15 protein-coding genes are annotated in these 14,093 nt (G+C 62.3%); 9 read left to right on the top strand and 6 right to left on the bottom strand.

Going from position 1 to position 14,093, the window contains the following annotated elements; all coding sequences use genetic code 11:
* Window positions 1–5: 5 nt before the first annotated feature.
* The 5 genes from K3819_RS13340 to K3819_RS13320 all read left to right on the top strand — a co-directional run bounded on the left by K3819_RS13340 (window position 6) and on the right by K3819_RS13320 (window position 4,769).
* The gene (locus K3819_RS13340; protein ID WP_085611838.1) at window positions 6–626 is read left to right on the top strand and encodes a LysE family translocator; all 621 of its coding nucleotides are present in this window, start codon (window positions 6–8) and stop codon (window positions 624–626) included.
* Window positions 627–744: 118 nt separating this feature from the next.
* Window positions 745–1,092 carry a metalloregulator ArsR/SmtB family transcription factor gene (locus K3819_RS13335; RefSeq protein WP_085611839.1) on the top strand — a complete coding sequence of 116 codons (348 nt, stop codon included), beginning with the start codon at window positions 745–747 and terminating at the stop codon, window positions 1,090–1,092.
* Between the two features lie 9 nt (window positions 1,093–1,101).
* Entirely contained in the window at window positions 1,102–1,572 is a 471-nt protein-coding gene (locus K3819_RS13330; RefSeq protein ID WP_085611840.1) for an arsenate reductase ArsC, read from the top strand.
* An 11-nt stretch (window positions 1,573–1,583) separates the two neighbouring features.
* Window positions 1,584–2,273, top strand: coding sequence for an arsenical resistance protein ArsH (arsH, locus tag K3819_RS13325; RefSeq protein ID WP_221399514.1), 690 nt, complete (start codon window positions 1,584–1,586; stop codon window positions 2,271–2,273).
* 117 nt (window positions 2,274–2,390) lie between these two features.
* Window positions 2,391–4,769, top strand: a complete 2,379-nt coding sequence (locus K3819_RS13320) for a DUF3772 domain-containing protein (RefSeq protein ID WP_221399513.1) — start codon at window positions 2,391–2,393, stop codon at window positions 4,767–4,769.
* Window positions 4,770–4,796: 27 nt separating this feature from the next.
* On the opposite strand, the gene K3819_RS13315 is transcribed toward K3819_RS13320, so the two are convergent.
* The 3 genes from K3819_RS13315 to K3819_RS13305 form a co-directional block, all read right to left on the bottom strand.
* On the bottom strand, window positions 4,797–4,961 hold the full coding sequence (locus tag K3819_RS13315; RefSeq protein ID WP_064595861.1) for a DUF2986 domain-containing protein: 165 nt from the start codon (window positions 4,959–4,961) through the stop codon (window positions 4,797–4,799).
* A gap of 54 nt (window positions 4,962–5,015) precedes the next feature.
* On the bottom strand, window positions 5,016–5,711 hold the full coding sequence (locus tag K3819_RS13310) for a tRNA (adenine(22)-N(1))-methyltransferase TrmK (protein WP_221399512.1): 696 nt from the start codon (window positions 5,709–5,711) through the stop codon (window positions 5,016–5,018).
* Window positions 5,712–5,827: 116 nt separating this feature from the next.
* Window positions 5,828–6,535 (bottom strand): class I SAM-dependent methyltransferase, encoded by a 708-nt coding sequence (locus K3819_RS13305; RefSeq protein WP_221399511.1) that lies wholly within the window; start codon window positions 6,533–6,535, stop codon window positions 5,828–5,830.
* Window positions 6,536–6,780: 245 nt separating this feature from the next.
* Between K3819_RS13305 and K3819_RS13300 the strand changes: the two genes are divergently transcribed.
* The gene (locus tag K3819_RS13300; protein WP_260329058.1) at window positions 6,781–8,091 is read left to right on the top strand and encodes a PBS lyase; all 1,311 of its coding nucleotides are present in this window, start codon (window positions 6,781–6,783) and stop codon (window positions 8,089–8,091) included.
* A 13-nt stretch (window positions 8,092–8,104) separates the two neighbouring features.
* On the opposite strand, the gene K3819_RS13295 is transcribed toward K3819_RS13300, so the two are convergent.
* Together K3819_RS13295 and K3819_RS13290 are read right to left on the bottom strand one after the other, a co-directional pair.
* Window positions 8,105–8,701: a LysE family translocator gene (locus K3819_RS13295; protein ID WP_221399510.1), complete on the bottom strand. Its 597-nt coding sequence runs from the start codon at window positions 8,699–8,701 to the stop codon at window positions 8,105–8,107.
* Window positions 8,702–8,753: 52 nt separating this feature from the next.
* The gene (locus K3819_RS13290) at window positions 8,754–9,590 is read right to left on the bottom strand and encodes an AraC family transcriptional regulator (protein WP_221399509.1); all 837 of its coding nucleotides are present in this window, start codon (window positions 9,588–9,590) and stop codon (window positions 8,754–8,756) included.
* A gap of 167 nt (window positions 9,591–9,757) precedes the next feature.
* On the opposite strand from K3819_RS13290, the gene K3819_RS13285 reads away from it, so the two are divergent.
* Both K3819_RS13285 and K3819_RS13280 read left to right on the top strand, forming a co-directional pair.
* Complete coding sequence (locus tag K3819_RS13285) at window positions 9,758–9,952, top strand: PLDc N-terminal domain-containing protein (RefSeq protein WP_041475233.1); 195 nt, start codon at window positions 9,758–9,760, stop codon at window positions 9,950–9,952.
* A 210-nt stretch (window positions 9,953–10,162) separates the two neighbouring features.
* Complete coding sequence (locus K3819_RS13280; protein ID WP_221399508.1) at window positions 10,163–11,227, top strand: alpha/beta fold hydrolase; 1,065 nt, start codon at window positions 10,163–10,165, stop codon at window positions 11,225–11,227.
* 21 nt (window positions 11,228–11,248) lie between these two features.
* Here the strand turns inward: K3819_RS13280 and K3819_RS13275 are convergent, their stop codons facing one another.
* Window positions 11,249–12,232 carry a GlxA family transcriptional regulator gene (locus K3819_RS13275; RefSeq protein WP_221399690.1) on the bottom strand — a complete coding sequence of 328 codons (984 nt, stop codon included), beginning with the start codon at window positions 12,230–12,232 and terminating at the stop codon, window positions 11,249–11,251.
* Between the two features lie 539 nt (window positions 12,233–12,771).
* Between K3819_RS13275 and K3819_RS13270 the strand changes: the two genes are divergently transcribed.
* Window positions 12,772–14,082, top strand: a complete 1,311-nt coding sequence (locus K3819_RS13270; RefSeq protein WP_221399507.1) for an MFS transporter — start codon at window positions 12,772–12,774, stop codon at window positions 14,080–14,082.
* The last annotated feature ends 11 nt before the right edge of the window (window positions 14,083–14,093 follow it).

Genomic DNA, 14,093 nt, shown 5'->3' with positions numbered 1-14,093 from the left:
GCACCATGTCCATCGCCGACAACCTCCTCGCCTTCACCCTCGCCGCCACGCTGTTGACCCTGACACCTGGCCTCGACACCGCGCTGGTGCTGCGCACCGCCACCGTCGAGGGCAAGCAGCAGGCGTTGCGTGCGGCGTTGGGGATCAATGCCGGTTGTCTGTTGTGGGGCGCAGCGGTGGCGTTTGGGTTGGGGGCGTTGATTGCGGTGTCGGAACTGGCCTACAACCTGTTGAAGTATTGCGGCGCGGCGTATCTGGCGTGGCTGGGGTTGAACATGCTGCTGCGCCCTCGCCGTTCGCTGGCACCGGCCGAGGCCGATGGCAAACCGGGGGCGAACTGGTTTTTCAAGGGCATGCTGGGGAATGTGCTGAATCCGAAGATCGGGATTTTCTACGTGTCGTTTCTGCCGCAGTTCATTCCGCAAGGTCAGCCGCTGGTGCCGTGGACATTCGGGCTGGTGAGCATTCATGTGGTGCTGGGGCTGATCTGGTCGCTGGTGTTGATTGGCGCGACGCAGCCACTGTCCGGTTTTCTGCGCCGGAAGAAGGTGATTCGCTGGATGGATCGCACCACCGGGATGATTTTCGTGTTGTTTGCTGCGCGCTTGGCGTTCAGTAAGCGTTGAAGCGCCTGCGCTAAACAAATCTTCAGTCGAGAGCTGCCACCGTCATCAAACTCCAGGCTTGCCCAATACATATGGATATCCGTATATTCGGACAACCGTATATCTTGAAGGCATCGTCATGCTCACCCCCGCTTCCGTTTTCAAATGCCTCGCCGACGAAACCCGCGCCCGGGCCACGCTGCTGATCACCCGTGAGGGTGAGTTGTGTGTCTGCGAACTGGTCTGCGCGCTGGACGACAGTCAGCCGAAAATCTCCCGCCATCTCGCGCAATTGCGCACCTGCGGTCTATTGCTGGATCGCCGTCAGGGCCAATGGGTTTATTACCGGCTCAACCCTGATTTGCCGGCATGGATTCGCACGCTGCTTGAAACCACGCTCGCCGCCAACACCGCCTGGCTGGAAGAAAACAGCGCGCGGTTGGCGGCCATGGGCGATCGCCCGCTCAATACGTCTGCCTGCTGCTGAGGATCGAAAATGCGAGTTCTATTCATGTGCACCGCCAACAGCTGCCGAAGCATTCTCTCGGAGGCGATGTTCAACCATCTGGCGCCGGCCGGTTTCGAAGCGGTCAGTGCCGGCAGTTTCCCCAAGGGCCAGGTGCTGCCGCGCAGCCTGACCACGTTGCAGGCAGCCGGCATTTCCATCGCCGGGTTGAGCAGCAAGGGCAACGAGGCCTTCGAAGACAACCCGCCGGACATCGTCATCACCGTGTGCGACAAGGCCGCCGGTGAAGCCTGCCCGGTGTACTTCGGCCCGGCCTTGAAAGCGCATTGGGGGCTGGAAGATCCATCGGATGTGGTCGGCGATGAACGGACCATCGATGCCGCCTTCCGCGCCACCCTCGCCCGCATCGAAACCCGCTGCCGAGCCTTCCTCGCCCTGCCCTTCGCCCAACTTGACCGTGATGCCCTCAAGCGCGAGCTCGACCGCATCAGCACGCTGTAACCGGAGCCGACATGACCGACCTGCCCAACCTCGACCCTTCACTGGTTCAAACAACCACGCGTGACGAAGACGCGCCCAAGCCGCGCATCCTGCTGCTTTACGGCTCGACCCGCCCGCGCTCCTTCAGCCGTTTGCTGGTCGAAGAAGCCGCCCGCCTGCTGGAGCACTTCGGTGCCGAGACACGAATCTTCAACCCTTCGGGTCTGCCGCTGCCGGACGATGCGCCGGGCGATCACCCGAAAGTCCAGGAACTGCTCGAGCTGATGCAATGGTCCGAAGGTCAGGTCTGGTGTTCGCCGGAACGCCACGGCGCAATGTCGGCAGTGTTCAAGGCGCAGATCGACTGGGTGCCGCTGGCCCTCGGCGCGGTGCGTCCGACCCAGGGCAAGACCCTCGCGGTGATGCAGGTCTGCGGCGGTTCGCAGTCGTTCAACGTGGTCAATCAACTGCGCGTACTGGGCCGCTGGATGCGCATGTTCACCATCCCCAATCAGTCATCGGTGCCCAAGGCTTATCTGGAATTCGACGAAGGTAACCGCATGAAACCCTCGGCGCTGTACGACCGGGTGGTGGACGTGATGGAAGAGTTGGTGAAGTTCACGCTGTTGCTGCGTGATCGCCCGGACCTGGTGGATCGCTACTCCGAGCGCAAGGAATCGGCGGAGGAATTGATGCAGCGGGTCAATCAGCGGTCGATCTGAATAACCGCAACGCCGCGAACGGTGGCCCGTCGCCCGGGTCACCGAAACTTTTCCGCGCCCTCCGGCCCCATCACCTAACCTCAATGTTTGTGTGATCAACCGGAACCGTCCAGTCCCATGCGTAATGCATTGAAGTCATTGATGTTCATCACCCTGACGCTGCTCTGTCCGGGTGTCTCGATGGTGTCGGCCGCCGACCTGCCCGGCACGCCCGATGTCGGCGCCCCGCTCCCCGGCGTCACGCAAAGCGATCTGCAAGCCCTTCAACTGCGCCTCGACGGCCTCAAGCAGCAGATCTCGTCCGCCAACAATTACAACCAGCTCGAAGGCCCGCAGGACCGGGTGCAGACGTTCATTCTGGACATCGATCGGCTGTCCGCGTCGCTGTTGCCGCAGCAGGCGCAACTGACCGTGCAACTGGGCGTACTCGGTGCCGCGCCGGCCGAAGCGGTCGCCGCCGAACAAGCCGATATCGCGGCGCAACGGGCGACGTTGATCGAGCAGAAAACCAAAGTCGATACGGCGTTGAAGAACCTCGCCACCCTCAAGCAAAACGCCACGGAGCTGATCACCCAGATCGCCGGTATCCGCCGCACGTTGCTCGAAAGCGAACTGACGCTCAGCACCCACAGCATTCTGAATCCCGGCTTCTGGGCTCCCCTTGTCAATCCGTCGGCGGATGACCGCCAGCGTCTGAGGCTTTTCGTCGATCAGGTGCAACAGACCGGCGCCGAAGCCTGGCAACCGGGTCAGCGCTTTTACACCGCCCTGCTGGTGGTACTGGCCTTTGTCGTCTGGACGCTGGGGCGGCGACTGGCCGACCGCTGGCTGGCGTGGGTGTGCATCCACCGCATGCCGGAGGGTCGACTGCGCCGCAGTTCGCTGGCGTTCGCCTCGGCGCTGGCGACACTCGCGACCACCGCCATCGCCCTGCAACTGCTCTATTACGCCTGCACCCGTCACGTGCCGTTGCCGCCGATGCTGGCGACATTTTCCGATGAGTTCGGGAAAGTGGTTTATGCCTGCGTGCTGATCACAGGGCTCAGCCGCGCGTTGCTCTCGACCGAGCATCCGTCCTGGCGACTGCCGGCGGTGGCTGACCCGGTGGCGCTCGCGCTGCATCCCTACGCGCGGATCCTCGCCGCGACGCTGTTGGTGCTGGTGACGGCGGTGCAAGTCAGCAATGCCGCCGGCATGAGCAGTCAGATTGTGCTCGCAGGCCGGGGCATCATTGCGCTGGCGGTGCTGGGCATCGTCACCACGCTGCTGATGCGCGTCGGCAGGGTGCGCAAAACACTGGCCGCAGCCGGAGACAGCCAAGTGGCGGGCAATACCTTCGCCGGGGTGGTTTACACCGTTGCCACCCTGGCGATGGTGCTGTCGTTCGGCGTCCTGCTCACGGGTTACGTATCGCTGGCGCGGTTCATCACCTATGAACTGGTGTGGGCGTTTATCGTGTTTTCCGGGTTTTACCTGCTGATGCAGCTGCTCAAGGACAGCTGCGAGTACTTCTTCTCGCCCCGCCACTCCAGCGGCAAGGCGCTGAAACAACTGCTGGGCGTCGGCGACCGGCGACTCGAACAAGCCTCGACCCTGCTGGCCGGTTTCGGTCGAGCCGCGCTGTTGCTGCTGGCGGTCATCACCCTGTTCGTCGGCGGGATCGGCACCACCCTGGGCCAACTGGCCAACAACATCGGCACGATCCTCGGCGGCGCCGGCCTGCGCAAGCTGAACATCGTCCCCGGCCACTTGCTCAACGCGATGCTGGCGCTGCTGATCGGCATCTACCTGATCCGCGCCCTGCGCCGCTGGCTCGACAACGAGTTCCTGCCCAAGACCGACATGGACCCGGGCATGTGCGCCTCGCTCAGCACGCTGTTTTCCAACATCGGTTATGCGGTGGTGATCCTGCTGACCCTGTCATCGCTGGGGGTGCAATGGACCAATCTGGCGTGGATCGTCAGCGCCCTGTCGGTGGGCATCGGCTTCGGCTTGCAGGAGATCGTGAAGAACTTCGTCTCCGGCCTGATCCTGCTCACCGAACGCCCGGTCAAGGTCGGCGACCTGATCAGCATCAGCGGCGTCGAGGGCGACATCCGCCGGATCAACGTGCGCGCCACCGAAATCCAGCTCAGTGACCGCTCGATCGTGATCGTGCCCAACTCGCAACTGATCTCGCAGAACCTGCGCAATGTCACCCTCGGCGGCAGCGCCCAGGGCGTGGCGACGCTGGAGCTGATGTTCCCGCTGGACATCGACCCCGAACAGGTGCAGAACCTGCTGTTCGACACCTACAAGGAACACGAAACCATCCTCGAAAAACCGGCGCCGTTCGTGCGCTTCAGCAAGCTGACGCCGGACGGGATTACGTTGACGGTGACCGGGTATGTGGCGAGCCCGAGGATTGTCGGGACGACCAAGAGTGATTTGTTGTTCGAGATTCTCAAGCGGCTGGGGGCGGCGGGAATCGAGCTGGCGAAGCCGCCGAGTACCTGAGGTAAAACCTGCTGCGCGCCTGCCTGATCAGGCCTCAGGGGTTTCAATCGACTCTGGAGCCGCTTGCGCCTCGAGCTTCAGGCGATCAGCCTTGCTGATGTACTTCGGCTTGTTGCTCTTGGGTGCCAGTTTGGCGTTGGCCTTTCTGGATTTTTCCTTGAAGAGCTGTTGCAGTTTTTTCTGACGGTTCATGGTGTTTTTTGGCCTGCTTGAAAGTTGTTGGATGATATCAGCGTTGGGCCTGCTTCACCCCAGCACGTCAGTAATCCACCGCACCTGCTGCGTCAGCTCCTGCACCTTGTGTTCACAAACGGCATGCCGAGCCCGTCCAAAGTGCGCCAGCGTCTGCTGCTTGTGCCGCAGCCGGTGCTGCCACTTGCTGACAAACGCCGGACTGCGCGCCTGCAATTGCAGCGGGCCGAAGTACAGTTCCTCGGCGGTATACGTCACCGGCTCGCCGCGCTTGGCCACGATGATTTCGTAGTCGAAGCGGTTCTCCCGCAGGATTTCCTCACAGAGGATTCGGTAGTCGTTGTCCATCAGCCATTGGCGCAGCGGTTGCTCGCCGCCGTTGGGTTGCAGGATCAGGCGTTCGCGACCGCTCAGGCGCGCCTTGCCGGCTTCGAGGATGTCGCGGATGGTTTCACCGCCCATGCCGCATACGGTAATTGCCGTGATCCCGTCTGCCGGTTCGACGGCCATCAAGCCATTGGCCAGACGCACGGTGATCTGCTGCTCAAGATCGTTGTCGCGCACGGTGCGTTGCGCCGAACGGAACGGCGTCTCGGCCATCTCGCCCGCCACCGCCGCCGCGATCGCGCCACGGCGCATCAGGGCCACCGGCAGGTAGCCGTGATCCGAGCCGATATCGGCCAGCCGCGCACCGGCGGGCACCTGCGCCGCCACCCGTTCCAGGCGCATGGACAATGTCTGTTCGTTCAACCGCAACCCCTTTCACTCTGAACGCCCGGCGCTGGTGGCCGGATCGGGGCGCGATTCTGGGGGGCAACGGCGGGGATTTCAAATGCGTGTGGTCGGATTCGTCACTGAGCCCCGAATCAACCCGTTCTACGCGTCAACCATGCGCCCCAGAACAGACTGCTGAAAAACCGGGTGGCCTCGCCGAACCCGGCTTCATGCAAGAGCTTTTGAACCGCCGCTTCGGAATGCGGAGGATCGGCGCCCTGAAGAATTTTCCCCAGTTTGGCCTTCACCTCATCGGCGCTGGCCCCGTTCTGGCGCCAGCGCTGTCCCCACGCTTCCAGTAGCAACGGTTGGCTCGCATAGGCGCAGTGATTGCCGGCCACGATCAGCGGAGCACCCGGTTTCAAACGCGACCGAATGGATTGCAGAAGCGCTCGTTTGGCCTCATCGCCTTCCAGATGATGCAGAACGCCGATCACCGTAGCGGCGTCGTAAGACTCATCGGCAGGCAAATCATCGACCGGCCCGAGATGCAGATCCGTTCGCGCCAGCAAGTCATGCAACCGCAACTGCTCGGTCGCCGCCGCCAGCATCGGCTCGGAAGGGTCAACCGCCATGAATCGCCAGCCTGGCTCCAGACGCCCCATCGCGATGATTTCCTGAGCTGTCCCGCCGGCGCCCACCGCCAGAATCCGCGCCGAACCTGCGATACCGAGACTGGCCGCCAGCATGCACGCGGCAAGGTCATGGCAAGCGTCATAGCCCGCCAGCGCAATGCGGCTTTGCTGGCCATATTCATTGGCGCGGGAGGTGTCGAATTTTTCAGTAGAGGAAGCGTTCAAGGTAGTTTCTCCGTGTCCTTGAAGCACCCTACGTCACGAGAATCGATAATAGAAATTCATTGATTTTATGCGGTGCATTCCTGTCGGGAATGCGGAAGGCATCCTGTGCCGTGCAGGAACGAAATGACAGTTACGCCTGCGACCGCAAAATCAGTAAAGTGGCAACCCTGCACCCGGGCGACTACAGAAAGGATCAATGCGTGACATCTCCAAAGGACTGGTGGGACCGGCTCAGGAACAAACCCGTGACCGAGTACACATGGGCGGATTATCGGCGTAACGAAGCGCTGGAACTGCTCGCGAATGCCAACGGCAGCGGTACGTGGATAGAACTCAGCACCCACTACAACGGGTTCGTCCGCGAAGTCGCCGTGAGAGAACTCATTCGCGACTGTTCTCCAGAGGCGCTTGTAGCCCTGACAGAACGACTCAACGATTGGGTGCCACAGATTCGCGATCTGGCGTTGTCCGGGATGAACAACTACCTGAACCCCGCTCAGGCGCCTGCGTTGCTGTATGCGCTGGACTCGATCATGGCGCTGGCGGCGCGGCAGCGGGTTGACCATGCTCCCACCTACACCGCCGCACGCACTGTTCTTCAATCACCGGAAATCCGCGATGAGGTTTTCGCAAACTTTCTCACGCGGCAAGGCAAAGCCGCGCGCTACCTGTTCAGTTTGCTGCTGGAAACGGATTTCGACCCGGAGATACTCCTGCGTAGCGCCCTGGCCCATCGGGAGCTGACTGTAAGGCTAGCTGCGGTGTCGGTCTGTCAGGATCTATCGCCAGCGCAGGCCTCGCCTTTGCTGATTGAGGCCCTGTCGCGGCCGGGTGCCAAGGTGCGTGTCAACATACTCCGCGCGCTCCTTCCCTTGTCTGATGATCCAGGCCAACTGTTGCGGATGGCTTTACTCGATCCTTCGCCCTCGATCCGCAGCCTGGCGCGTTGGGCTGCACCTCGTCACGGCGTCGATGCACCTGAGGTACTGGCGCAGCGACTCAGTCAGGATTTCCCCACCCGCAAACGCGAATGGCTTGGCGTACTGGGCCTGGCTGCCGAGCTGGAAATCAGACTCCAGAAGCACTGGCTTACTGAAGCGCTGAGCTCGATCTATCCCTCTGTGCGGCAGGCTGCGGTTCGCCTGCTGGGCGACGAAGATCTGCCGCTGATGCTCGGGGCGTTGGGTGATTCTTCGGAAAAAGTGTACCTCGCCGCCTACGCGCTAACAGACAAGCAGCCCTGGGCCGCGCTGAATGCCGGGGTCGCCGCGAAACTGGATTGCGAATGGCATGACCTGCCCCCGCAACGCAGCCGGGCGATCTTGCACTTGATGTCGAGTTGGCAGCAGGTTGCCTATCTGTTGAAACGGCTGGAAGCAGAACCCGTGATCGAGACATTCTGGCTGCGGCAGGTGGATCTCTGGTGCGATCGTCAGTATCAGGCGGTCGACCCGGTCACCTCAAAAGACCAGCGCAACGCGTTGGTGCAACGGCTCAGAGCGCTGGCCGCCAGCGGCCTTATCCAGAGTGACAGGGTTGCGCTCTTTACCGACTGATATCTGAACCGATCTACACCAACACCGCCAACCAGGCCGACAGCAACAACAAAAACGCCAGCCCGGCATTCATGCGCCGCAATGCCCGTGGCGATCCAAAGAACCGCGCACTGCCCACGCCCAGCAGCGCCCACGCCGTCATGCACGGCAGGCAGACCATTAGAAAAACCGCCGACAACAGCAGCATCCGCGCGCTGTCGTCGCCGTTGCCGCCAAACACACTCACCACCGCCACGGCCATCATCCACACCTTGGGGTTGATCAATTGCAGGCCGGCGGCGCCGAACACGTTGAAGCCGTCATCACTAGACGTTGACGACTCCAGCGACGGCGGCATGCTGCGAAAGATCTGCCACGCCAGCCAGCTCAACCACAACACGCCGGCCCAGGCCATCGCCTGCTGCACGCGGGGATAGCGCAGCAAGGTTTCCCCCACGCCGAGTCCGACCACCAACACCACCAGCGCCGCCGACACACACGCACCGAAAATGATCGGCACGGTGGCCGTCAGACCGCGCCGCGAACTATGGCTCATCACCAAAATATTGGTCGGCCCCGGGGTGATCGAGGCGACGAAGGAAAACAGCAGAAAAGGCAGCAACGATTCCATGACAGGACTCCCGAATCAAAACAGGAGGCCATGGTCGCGGTTGCGCGGGGGTTCAGTCTGGAAGGTTTGAGCAGCGTTTGCGGTAGTCCGCCGGCGTCAGGTGATAGGCACGGCGAAACCAGCGCCCGAGATGGCTTTGATCAGCGAAACCGAGGGCGCTGGCGACGGTGGCGGGTGTTTCGCCGCGCGCCAGCAACTGCCGGGCGCGGGCCAGCCGCAGCTGAATCAGATAGGCATGCGGCGCCAGTCCGAAAGCGGCCTTGAATGCACGGGTCAGACGAAAGCGATCGACCCCGCAGGTCTGGGCCAGGTCGTCCAGCCCGATGTCTTCGAAGGCATGCGCATGCAGATAGTCCCGCGCCACCTGGGCCACCCGTGGCAGGCGCGGATCGAACGGCTGGCGCTTTCGCCAGTCGAGGTGGGACGTCAGCGAACCGAGCAAGGTGTCGATGGCGGTCTGGCGCACGATGCGCAAGTCGCCGTGATGCAGGGCGTTGAAGGCCTGATTGATGGCCGTGGACAGGCGCGAATCCTGACTCAGGGTATCGGTGAACCCGAGCTGGCTGTTGTCCGGCGCATGCTCGAACAGCACGCGCAATTCGCGCTCCAGCCAGTGCGGGTCGAGGTAGAGCATGGAATAGGTGAAACCCTCCTCCGTCGGCGCGTGCCCGTCGTGGATCTCACCCGGTTCCAGCATGAAAATCTTGCCCGGCGTACTCAGATGGCGCACGCGCCGGCAATGAAACTGCTGCACACCCTGCTCGGTGACGCCCACCAGAAAGCTGTCGTGCCAGTGCGGATCGTAGGCGTGGCCCTGGAAATGGGCACGAATCGACTCGATCCCGGTGTCGGCATCCTGAGACAAGTCGATCCAGTTGCGTTTGTCCACGCAAGGCTCCGAAGGCAGTGGTTGTTCGTCAAGGACGTCTACGTTACCGCGACTTTGCCGATGGGTTTAGAACATTTGTGCACGTGAGCCAGGCAGGCCATCCAGCAAATTTAATGAACCCTGAGTGTCACGGCCCGCCTAAGCCAAAGACCATCAGGAGGTAGCTCATGCAAATTGAAACCACGTGGATCGTACTGGCCGTCGTGCTTTTGCTCATCGAATTGTGGGCGATCAACCGGGTGCGCAAGAGTGAGGGGAAAGCCAGCAACAAAGGCGTCTGGATCGTATTGATCGTGTTTGTGCCGCTGTTCGGGCTGATCGCCTGGGCGCTGGCCGGGCCCAAGCACGTCACGCAGGCCTGAAGCCCAAGGCAAGCAAGAGCCCCGAACATTCGGGGCTTTTTGTTGGCCGCTGGTTTGTATCCCAGTGTGTACGAATGCCGCCCGGATACATGCCTGGGCATCAGATGACGAAAACGGAAACAGCGCAGATACGTGGCCAGTCTTTAATGGGCTCCAGATTCGAAGGGTTCAGCCAGAACCCGGCCCTCGCCGATCATAAGGAGACTTGCCATGAAGCACGCACCACACGCCACCGTCACTACTGGGAAAAACCGTCGTCGCCTGTTGGGCTTGTCGATTCTTGCGACTGCGCTGCTGCAATTCGGCGCGCTCGCCCAGGCACAAACCGCAACGCCCGATCCAGTCAAGACCGCAGCCGCCATCGTCACGGCTGACCTGCCCTTCGGCCCGCTCAAGCATGTGAAGGCCGGCGTGCTGGACGTGGCCTACGCCGAAACCGGCCCGGCCAATGGCCCGGTGGTGATTCTGCTGCACGGCTGGCCGTACGACATTCACAGCTACGACGACGTTGCGCCGCTGCTGGCGGCCAAGGGTTATCGGGTGTTGATGCCATACGCCCGGGGTTATGGCGAGACGCATTTCCTGTCCGACAAGACCGTGCGCAACGGTCAGCCGGCGGCGCTCGCCAGTGACGTGATCGATTTCATGGATGCGCTGAAGATCAAGCAGGCCGTGCTCGGTGGCTACGACTGGGGCGCACGTTCGGCAGACATCGTTTCGGCGCTGTGGCCGGAGCGGGTCAAGGCACTGGTGTCGGTCAGCGGTTATCTGATCGGCAATCAGGCTGCCGGCAAGAACCCGCTGCCGCCCAAGGCCGAACTGCAATGGTGGTATCAGTTCTACTTCGCCACTGACCGTGGTGAGGCGGGTTACACCAAGAACACCCATGATTTCGCCAAGCTGATCTGGCAACTGGCGTCACCGAAATGGGCGTTCGACGACGCCACCTTCGACCGCAGCGCCAAGGCGTTGCAGAACCCGGATCACGTCGCGATCACCGTGTTCAACTACCGCTGGCGTTTGGGCCTGGTGCAAGGTGAAAGCCAGTACGAGGCACTGGAACAGAAACTCGCCACCGCACCGTCGATCAGCGTGCCGACCATTACCCTGGAAGGCGATGCCAACGGCGCGCCGCACCCGGCGCCCGAGGACTACGCCAAGCGCTTCACCGGCAAATACCAGTTCCGCCTGATCGACGGCGGCATCGGTCACAACCTGCCGCAGGAAGACCCGAAAGCCTTCGCTCAGGCGATCATTGACGCCGATCACCTCTGAAGCCGCACGCCAAACGGCTCGTCATTTGACGAGCCGTTTTTCTTTGGACGGGCGATAACCGAAATAGGCGCTGTAGCACTTGCTGAAATGGCTCGGCGAAACGAATCCGCAGGCCACCAGCACGTCCACTTGGGACAGCTCGGTGTGTTGCAGCAGGCGCCGAGCCTCGGTGATGCGCAGTTCCATGTAATAACGCTGCGGCGTGGTGCCCAGTTGTTCCTTGAACAGCCGCTCCAGTTGACGCCGGGAGCGCCCGGCATACACCGCCAGTTGTTCCAGCTCCAGCGGTTCCTCCAGATTGGCGTCCATCAGCTTCACCACTTCACGCAACGGCGCGCTGACGCAGAGGTTCTCGGTCGGTTTGATCCGCCGGTAACGCGATTCCTCGAACGCCAGAATGTCTTCGATGCCTTCGACCAGCGCCTTGTCGTGCAGGCCCTTGATCCAATCCAGGGCCATGTGGAACGCGCCAGACGGACTGGACGCGGTCAACCGGTCGCGGTCGATTACGTAGGGTTCGCTGCTGACCTGGGTCGCCTTGGAAATCTCCGCCAGCGCCGGTCGATGCTCCGGGTGAATCGCACAGCGATAGCCTTCCAGCACCCCTGCCCGGCCCAGGAACCACGCGCCGTTCCACAACCCGGCCAGTATCACGCCGGCCTCGGCGGCCATTTTCAGCAGGTTGATGAGCTCATCGCTCGCCTTCAATTCAGTGCGGTAACCGCCGCAGATCACCAGCAGATCCAGTTCCTGCAACACGCTGGTTTCCAGGCGCGAGTCCGGGCGAATCACCAGCCCCAGGTCGCTGATCACTTCACCGTCGCTCAAGCCAAAGGTGCGCGTGGAAAACAGACCGGGACGCAGCAGATTGGCGGTAACCAGGGTGTCCAGCGCCTGGGTGAAGGCCGGCAGGGAAAAATGCTCCAGCAGCACAAACCCGGTGCGGGTCATGCGTCCCGGCCCGCTGGCGGGCTCGTTCAGGTAGCGAAGGTTCTTGCCCTTCATGCCACCGCTGAATTGGCGTCGTTCGATCAAGGTGGGGGTCCATCGTTTCGTTGTTATGCCGCCATGCTAACCGGCGCCGCAGCAAATTACTCGCGAACGACGCAAGCACCCATCCAGAGATCGTTCCCACGCCGTTGACCTTGATCGTTCCCACGCTCTGCGTGGGAATGCCTCCATGGACGCTCTGCGTCCGGCGTTGGGAGGGACGCGGAGCGTCCCGGGCTGCATTCCCACGCAGAGCGTGGGAACGATCAGCATGATCAGTGCTGAAACGGGCGAGCCTGCGTCCCAACGTCGCAGGCCCGGCACCTTGGCAAACGCCACACAAGGCTTAAAATCGCGCCTCCTCTCGCAGTCGCCCGACCGGCGCCTGCCCGCAGCCATGACAACCCTCAGGTTTGAACAGCCGGCCACTTTCACCCAGTGCGCCAGGCTCAATCGCCCTGCCCGTTCGGCGGTCGTTTGTCTTCAACACACTTCGGCTTGGCACTCGCATGCGCAGAGGCGCACGTTCCGCTGTTCGATCACTTGAGGTTTTTATGACACCGCGTTTGCTGGCCATGGCGCTGGCGCCCCTGCTCGGGCTGTTCATTGTTGCCCTGGGCAACGGCTTTCTGTCTTCTTTGACCACCTTGCGCCTGGGCGCGGCCGGCGAATCGGCGACGATGATCGGCATCGTGTCCTCGGCCTATTTTATCGGCCTGACCCTGGGCGCGATCTTCAACGACCGGCTGATCCTGCGCATCGGCCATATCCGCGCCTACAGCAGCTTCGCCTCGCTCATCGCCGCGACCATCCTGCTGCAAGGGCTGTTTTATGACACCTGGGGCTGGGTCGTCCTGCGCCTGATTAACGGCTGGGCCACGGTCGGTGTATTTCTGGTGATCGAGAGCTGGCTGCTGCTGGCCGGTGACGCGAAGATTCGCGGCCGTCTGCTCGCGTTGTACATGATCGTTCTCTACGGCGCCGGCGTGCTGGGTCAGGCGTTTTTGGGAAAAATCACCGGGCTGGGCGACACCGCGCCGTTCATGGTCGCCGGCATGCTCGCGACCTTGTCGGTGCTGCCGATCGTGATCCTGCCGCGCGTATCGCCATTGCTGGAACAGGTCGAACCGCTCAAGCCTCGGGCGCTGCTGGGCGTATCGCCTACCGGTCTGGTCGGGTGCTTCGGCTCCGGCGTGACCATCGCGGCGATCTACACCCTGCTGCCGCTGTACCTGCAACGCATCGGCCTGAACGTCGGCGAAGTCGGCAGCATGATGGCCTGGACGATCCTCGGCGCGATGCTGCTGCAATACCCGGTCGGGCGCTGGTCCGATCGCAAGGATCGCCTGCAAGTGCTGACCGTGCTCTGCGCCGCGTGCACCGTGCTGTCGTTGGTGATTGTACTGGTGCCGCTGTCCTCGACCATGCTCGCGGCGATGCTGTTCCTGCTGGGTGGCGGCGTGTTCGCGTTGTACCCGGTTGCGGTCAGCCACGCCGCCGACCGTGCGCCGGTGGCAACCCTGGTGCCGATGATTCAGGGCATGCTGCTGATCAACTCGCTGGGCTCGGCGATGAGCCCGCTGCTGATCTCCCCGGCGATGAACGCTCACGGCGAAACCGGCTTGTTCTGGGCCTTCGCGCTGGTCAATCTGAGCATGGTGACGTTCTTCTTCTGGCGTCGCGGCAAGCGTCCGGTGCCGGCCAACCCGGCGCCGTTTACGGCGGCAGCGACCTTCTCGCCGACCGGTGCAGAGCTGCGAGTGACCGAGGATCTGCGTCAGGCGGCGCAAGACCATCCGCCGATGGTCGATGCGTTGAGCGGCGAAGCGGCGCCGCAGACAGGATCGCGCTACGAAGCCAGTTGAGTTTCTGGCAG

The organism is Pseudomonas sp. 3-2 (genome assembly GCF_019710535.1).
Taxonomy (GTDB): domain Bacteria; phylum Pseudomonadota; class Gammaproteobacteria; order Pseudomonadales; family Pseudomonadaceae; genus Aquipseudomonas; species Aquipseudomonas pharyngis.
The sequence above is the reverse complement of the archived record's forward strand: the minus strand, read 5'-3'. Positions and strand labels throughout refer to the sequence as shown.

Coding starts and splice junctions, on each gene's coding strand:
- K3819_RS13340 (WP_085611838.1), top strand. CDS start 6: ATGTCCATCGCCGACAACCTCCTCGCCTTCACCCTCGCCGCCACGCTG.
- K3819_RS13335 (WP_085611839.1), top strand. CDS start 745: ATGCTCACCCCCGCTTCCGTTTTCAAATGCCTCGCCGACGAAACCCGC.
- K3819_RS13330 (WP_085611840.1), top strand. CDS start 1,102: ATGCGAGTTCTATTCATGTGCACCGCCAACAGCTGCCGAAGCATTCTC.
- arsH (WP_221399514.1), top strand. CDS start 1,584: ATGACCGACCTGCCCAACCTCGACCCTTCACTGGTTCAAACAACCACG.
- K3819_RS13320 (WP_221399513.1), top strand. CDS start 2,391: ATGCGTAATGCATTGAAGTCATTGATGTTCATCACCCTGACGCTGCTC.
- K3819_RS13315 (WP_064595861.1), bottom strand. CDS start 4,961: ATGAACCGTCAGAAAAAACTGCAACAGCTCTTCAAGGAAAAATCCAGA.
- K3819_RS13295 (WP_221399510.1), bottom strand. CDS start 8,701: ATGGAATCGTTGCTGCCTTTTCTGCTGTTTTCCTTCGTCGCCTCGATC.
- K3819_RS13285 (WP_041475233.1), top strand. CDS start 9,758: ATGCAAATTGAAACCACGTGGATCGTACTGGCCGTCGTGCTTTTGCTC.
- K3819_RS13280 (WP_221399508.1), top strand. CDS start 10,163: ATGAAGCACGCACCACACGCCACCGTCACTACTGGGAAAAACCGTCGT.
- K3819_RS13275 (WP_221399690.1), bottom strand. CDS start 12,232: ATGAAGGGCAAGAACCTTCGCTACCTGAACGAGCCCGCCAGCGGGCCG.
- K3819_RS13270 (WP_221399507.1), top strand. CDS start 12,772: ATGACACCGCGTTTGCTGGCCATGGCGCTGGCGCCCCTGCTCGGGCTG.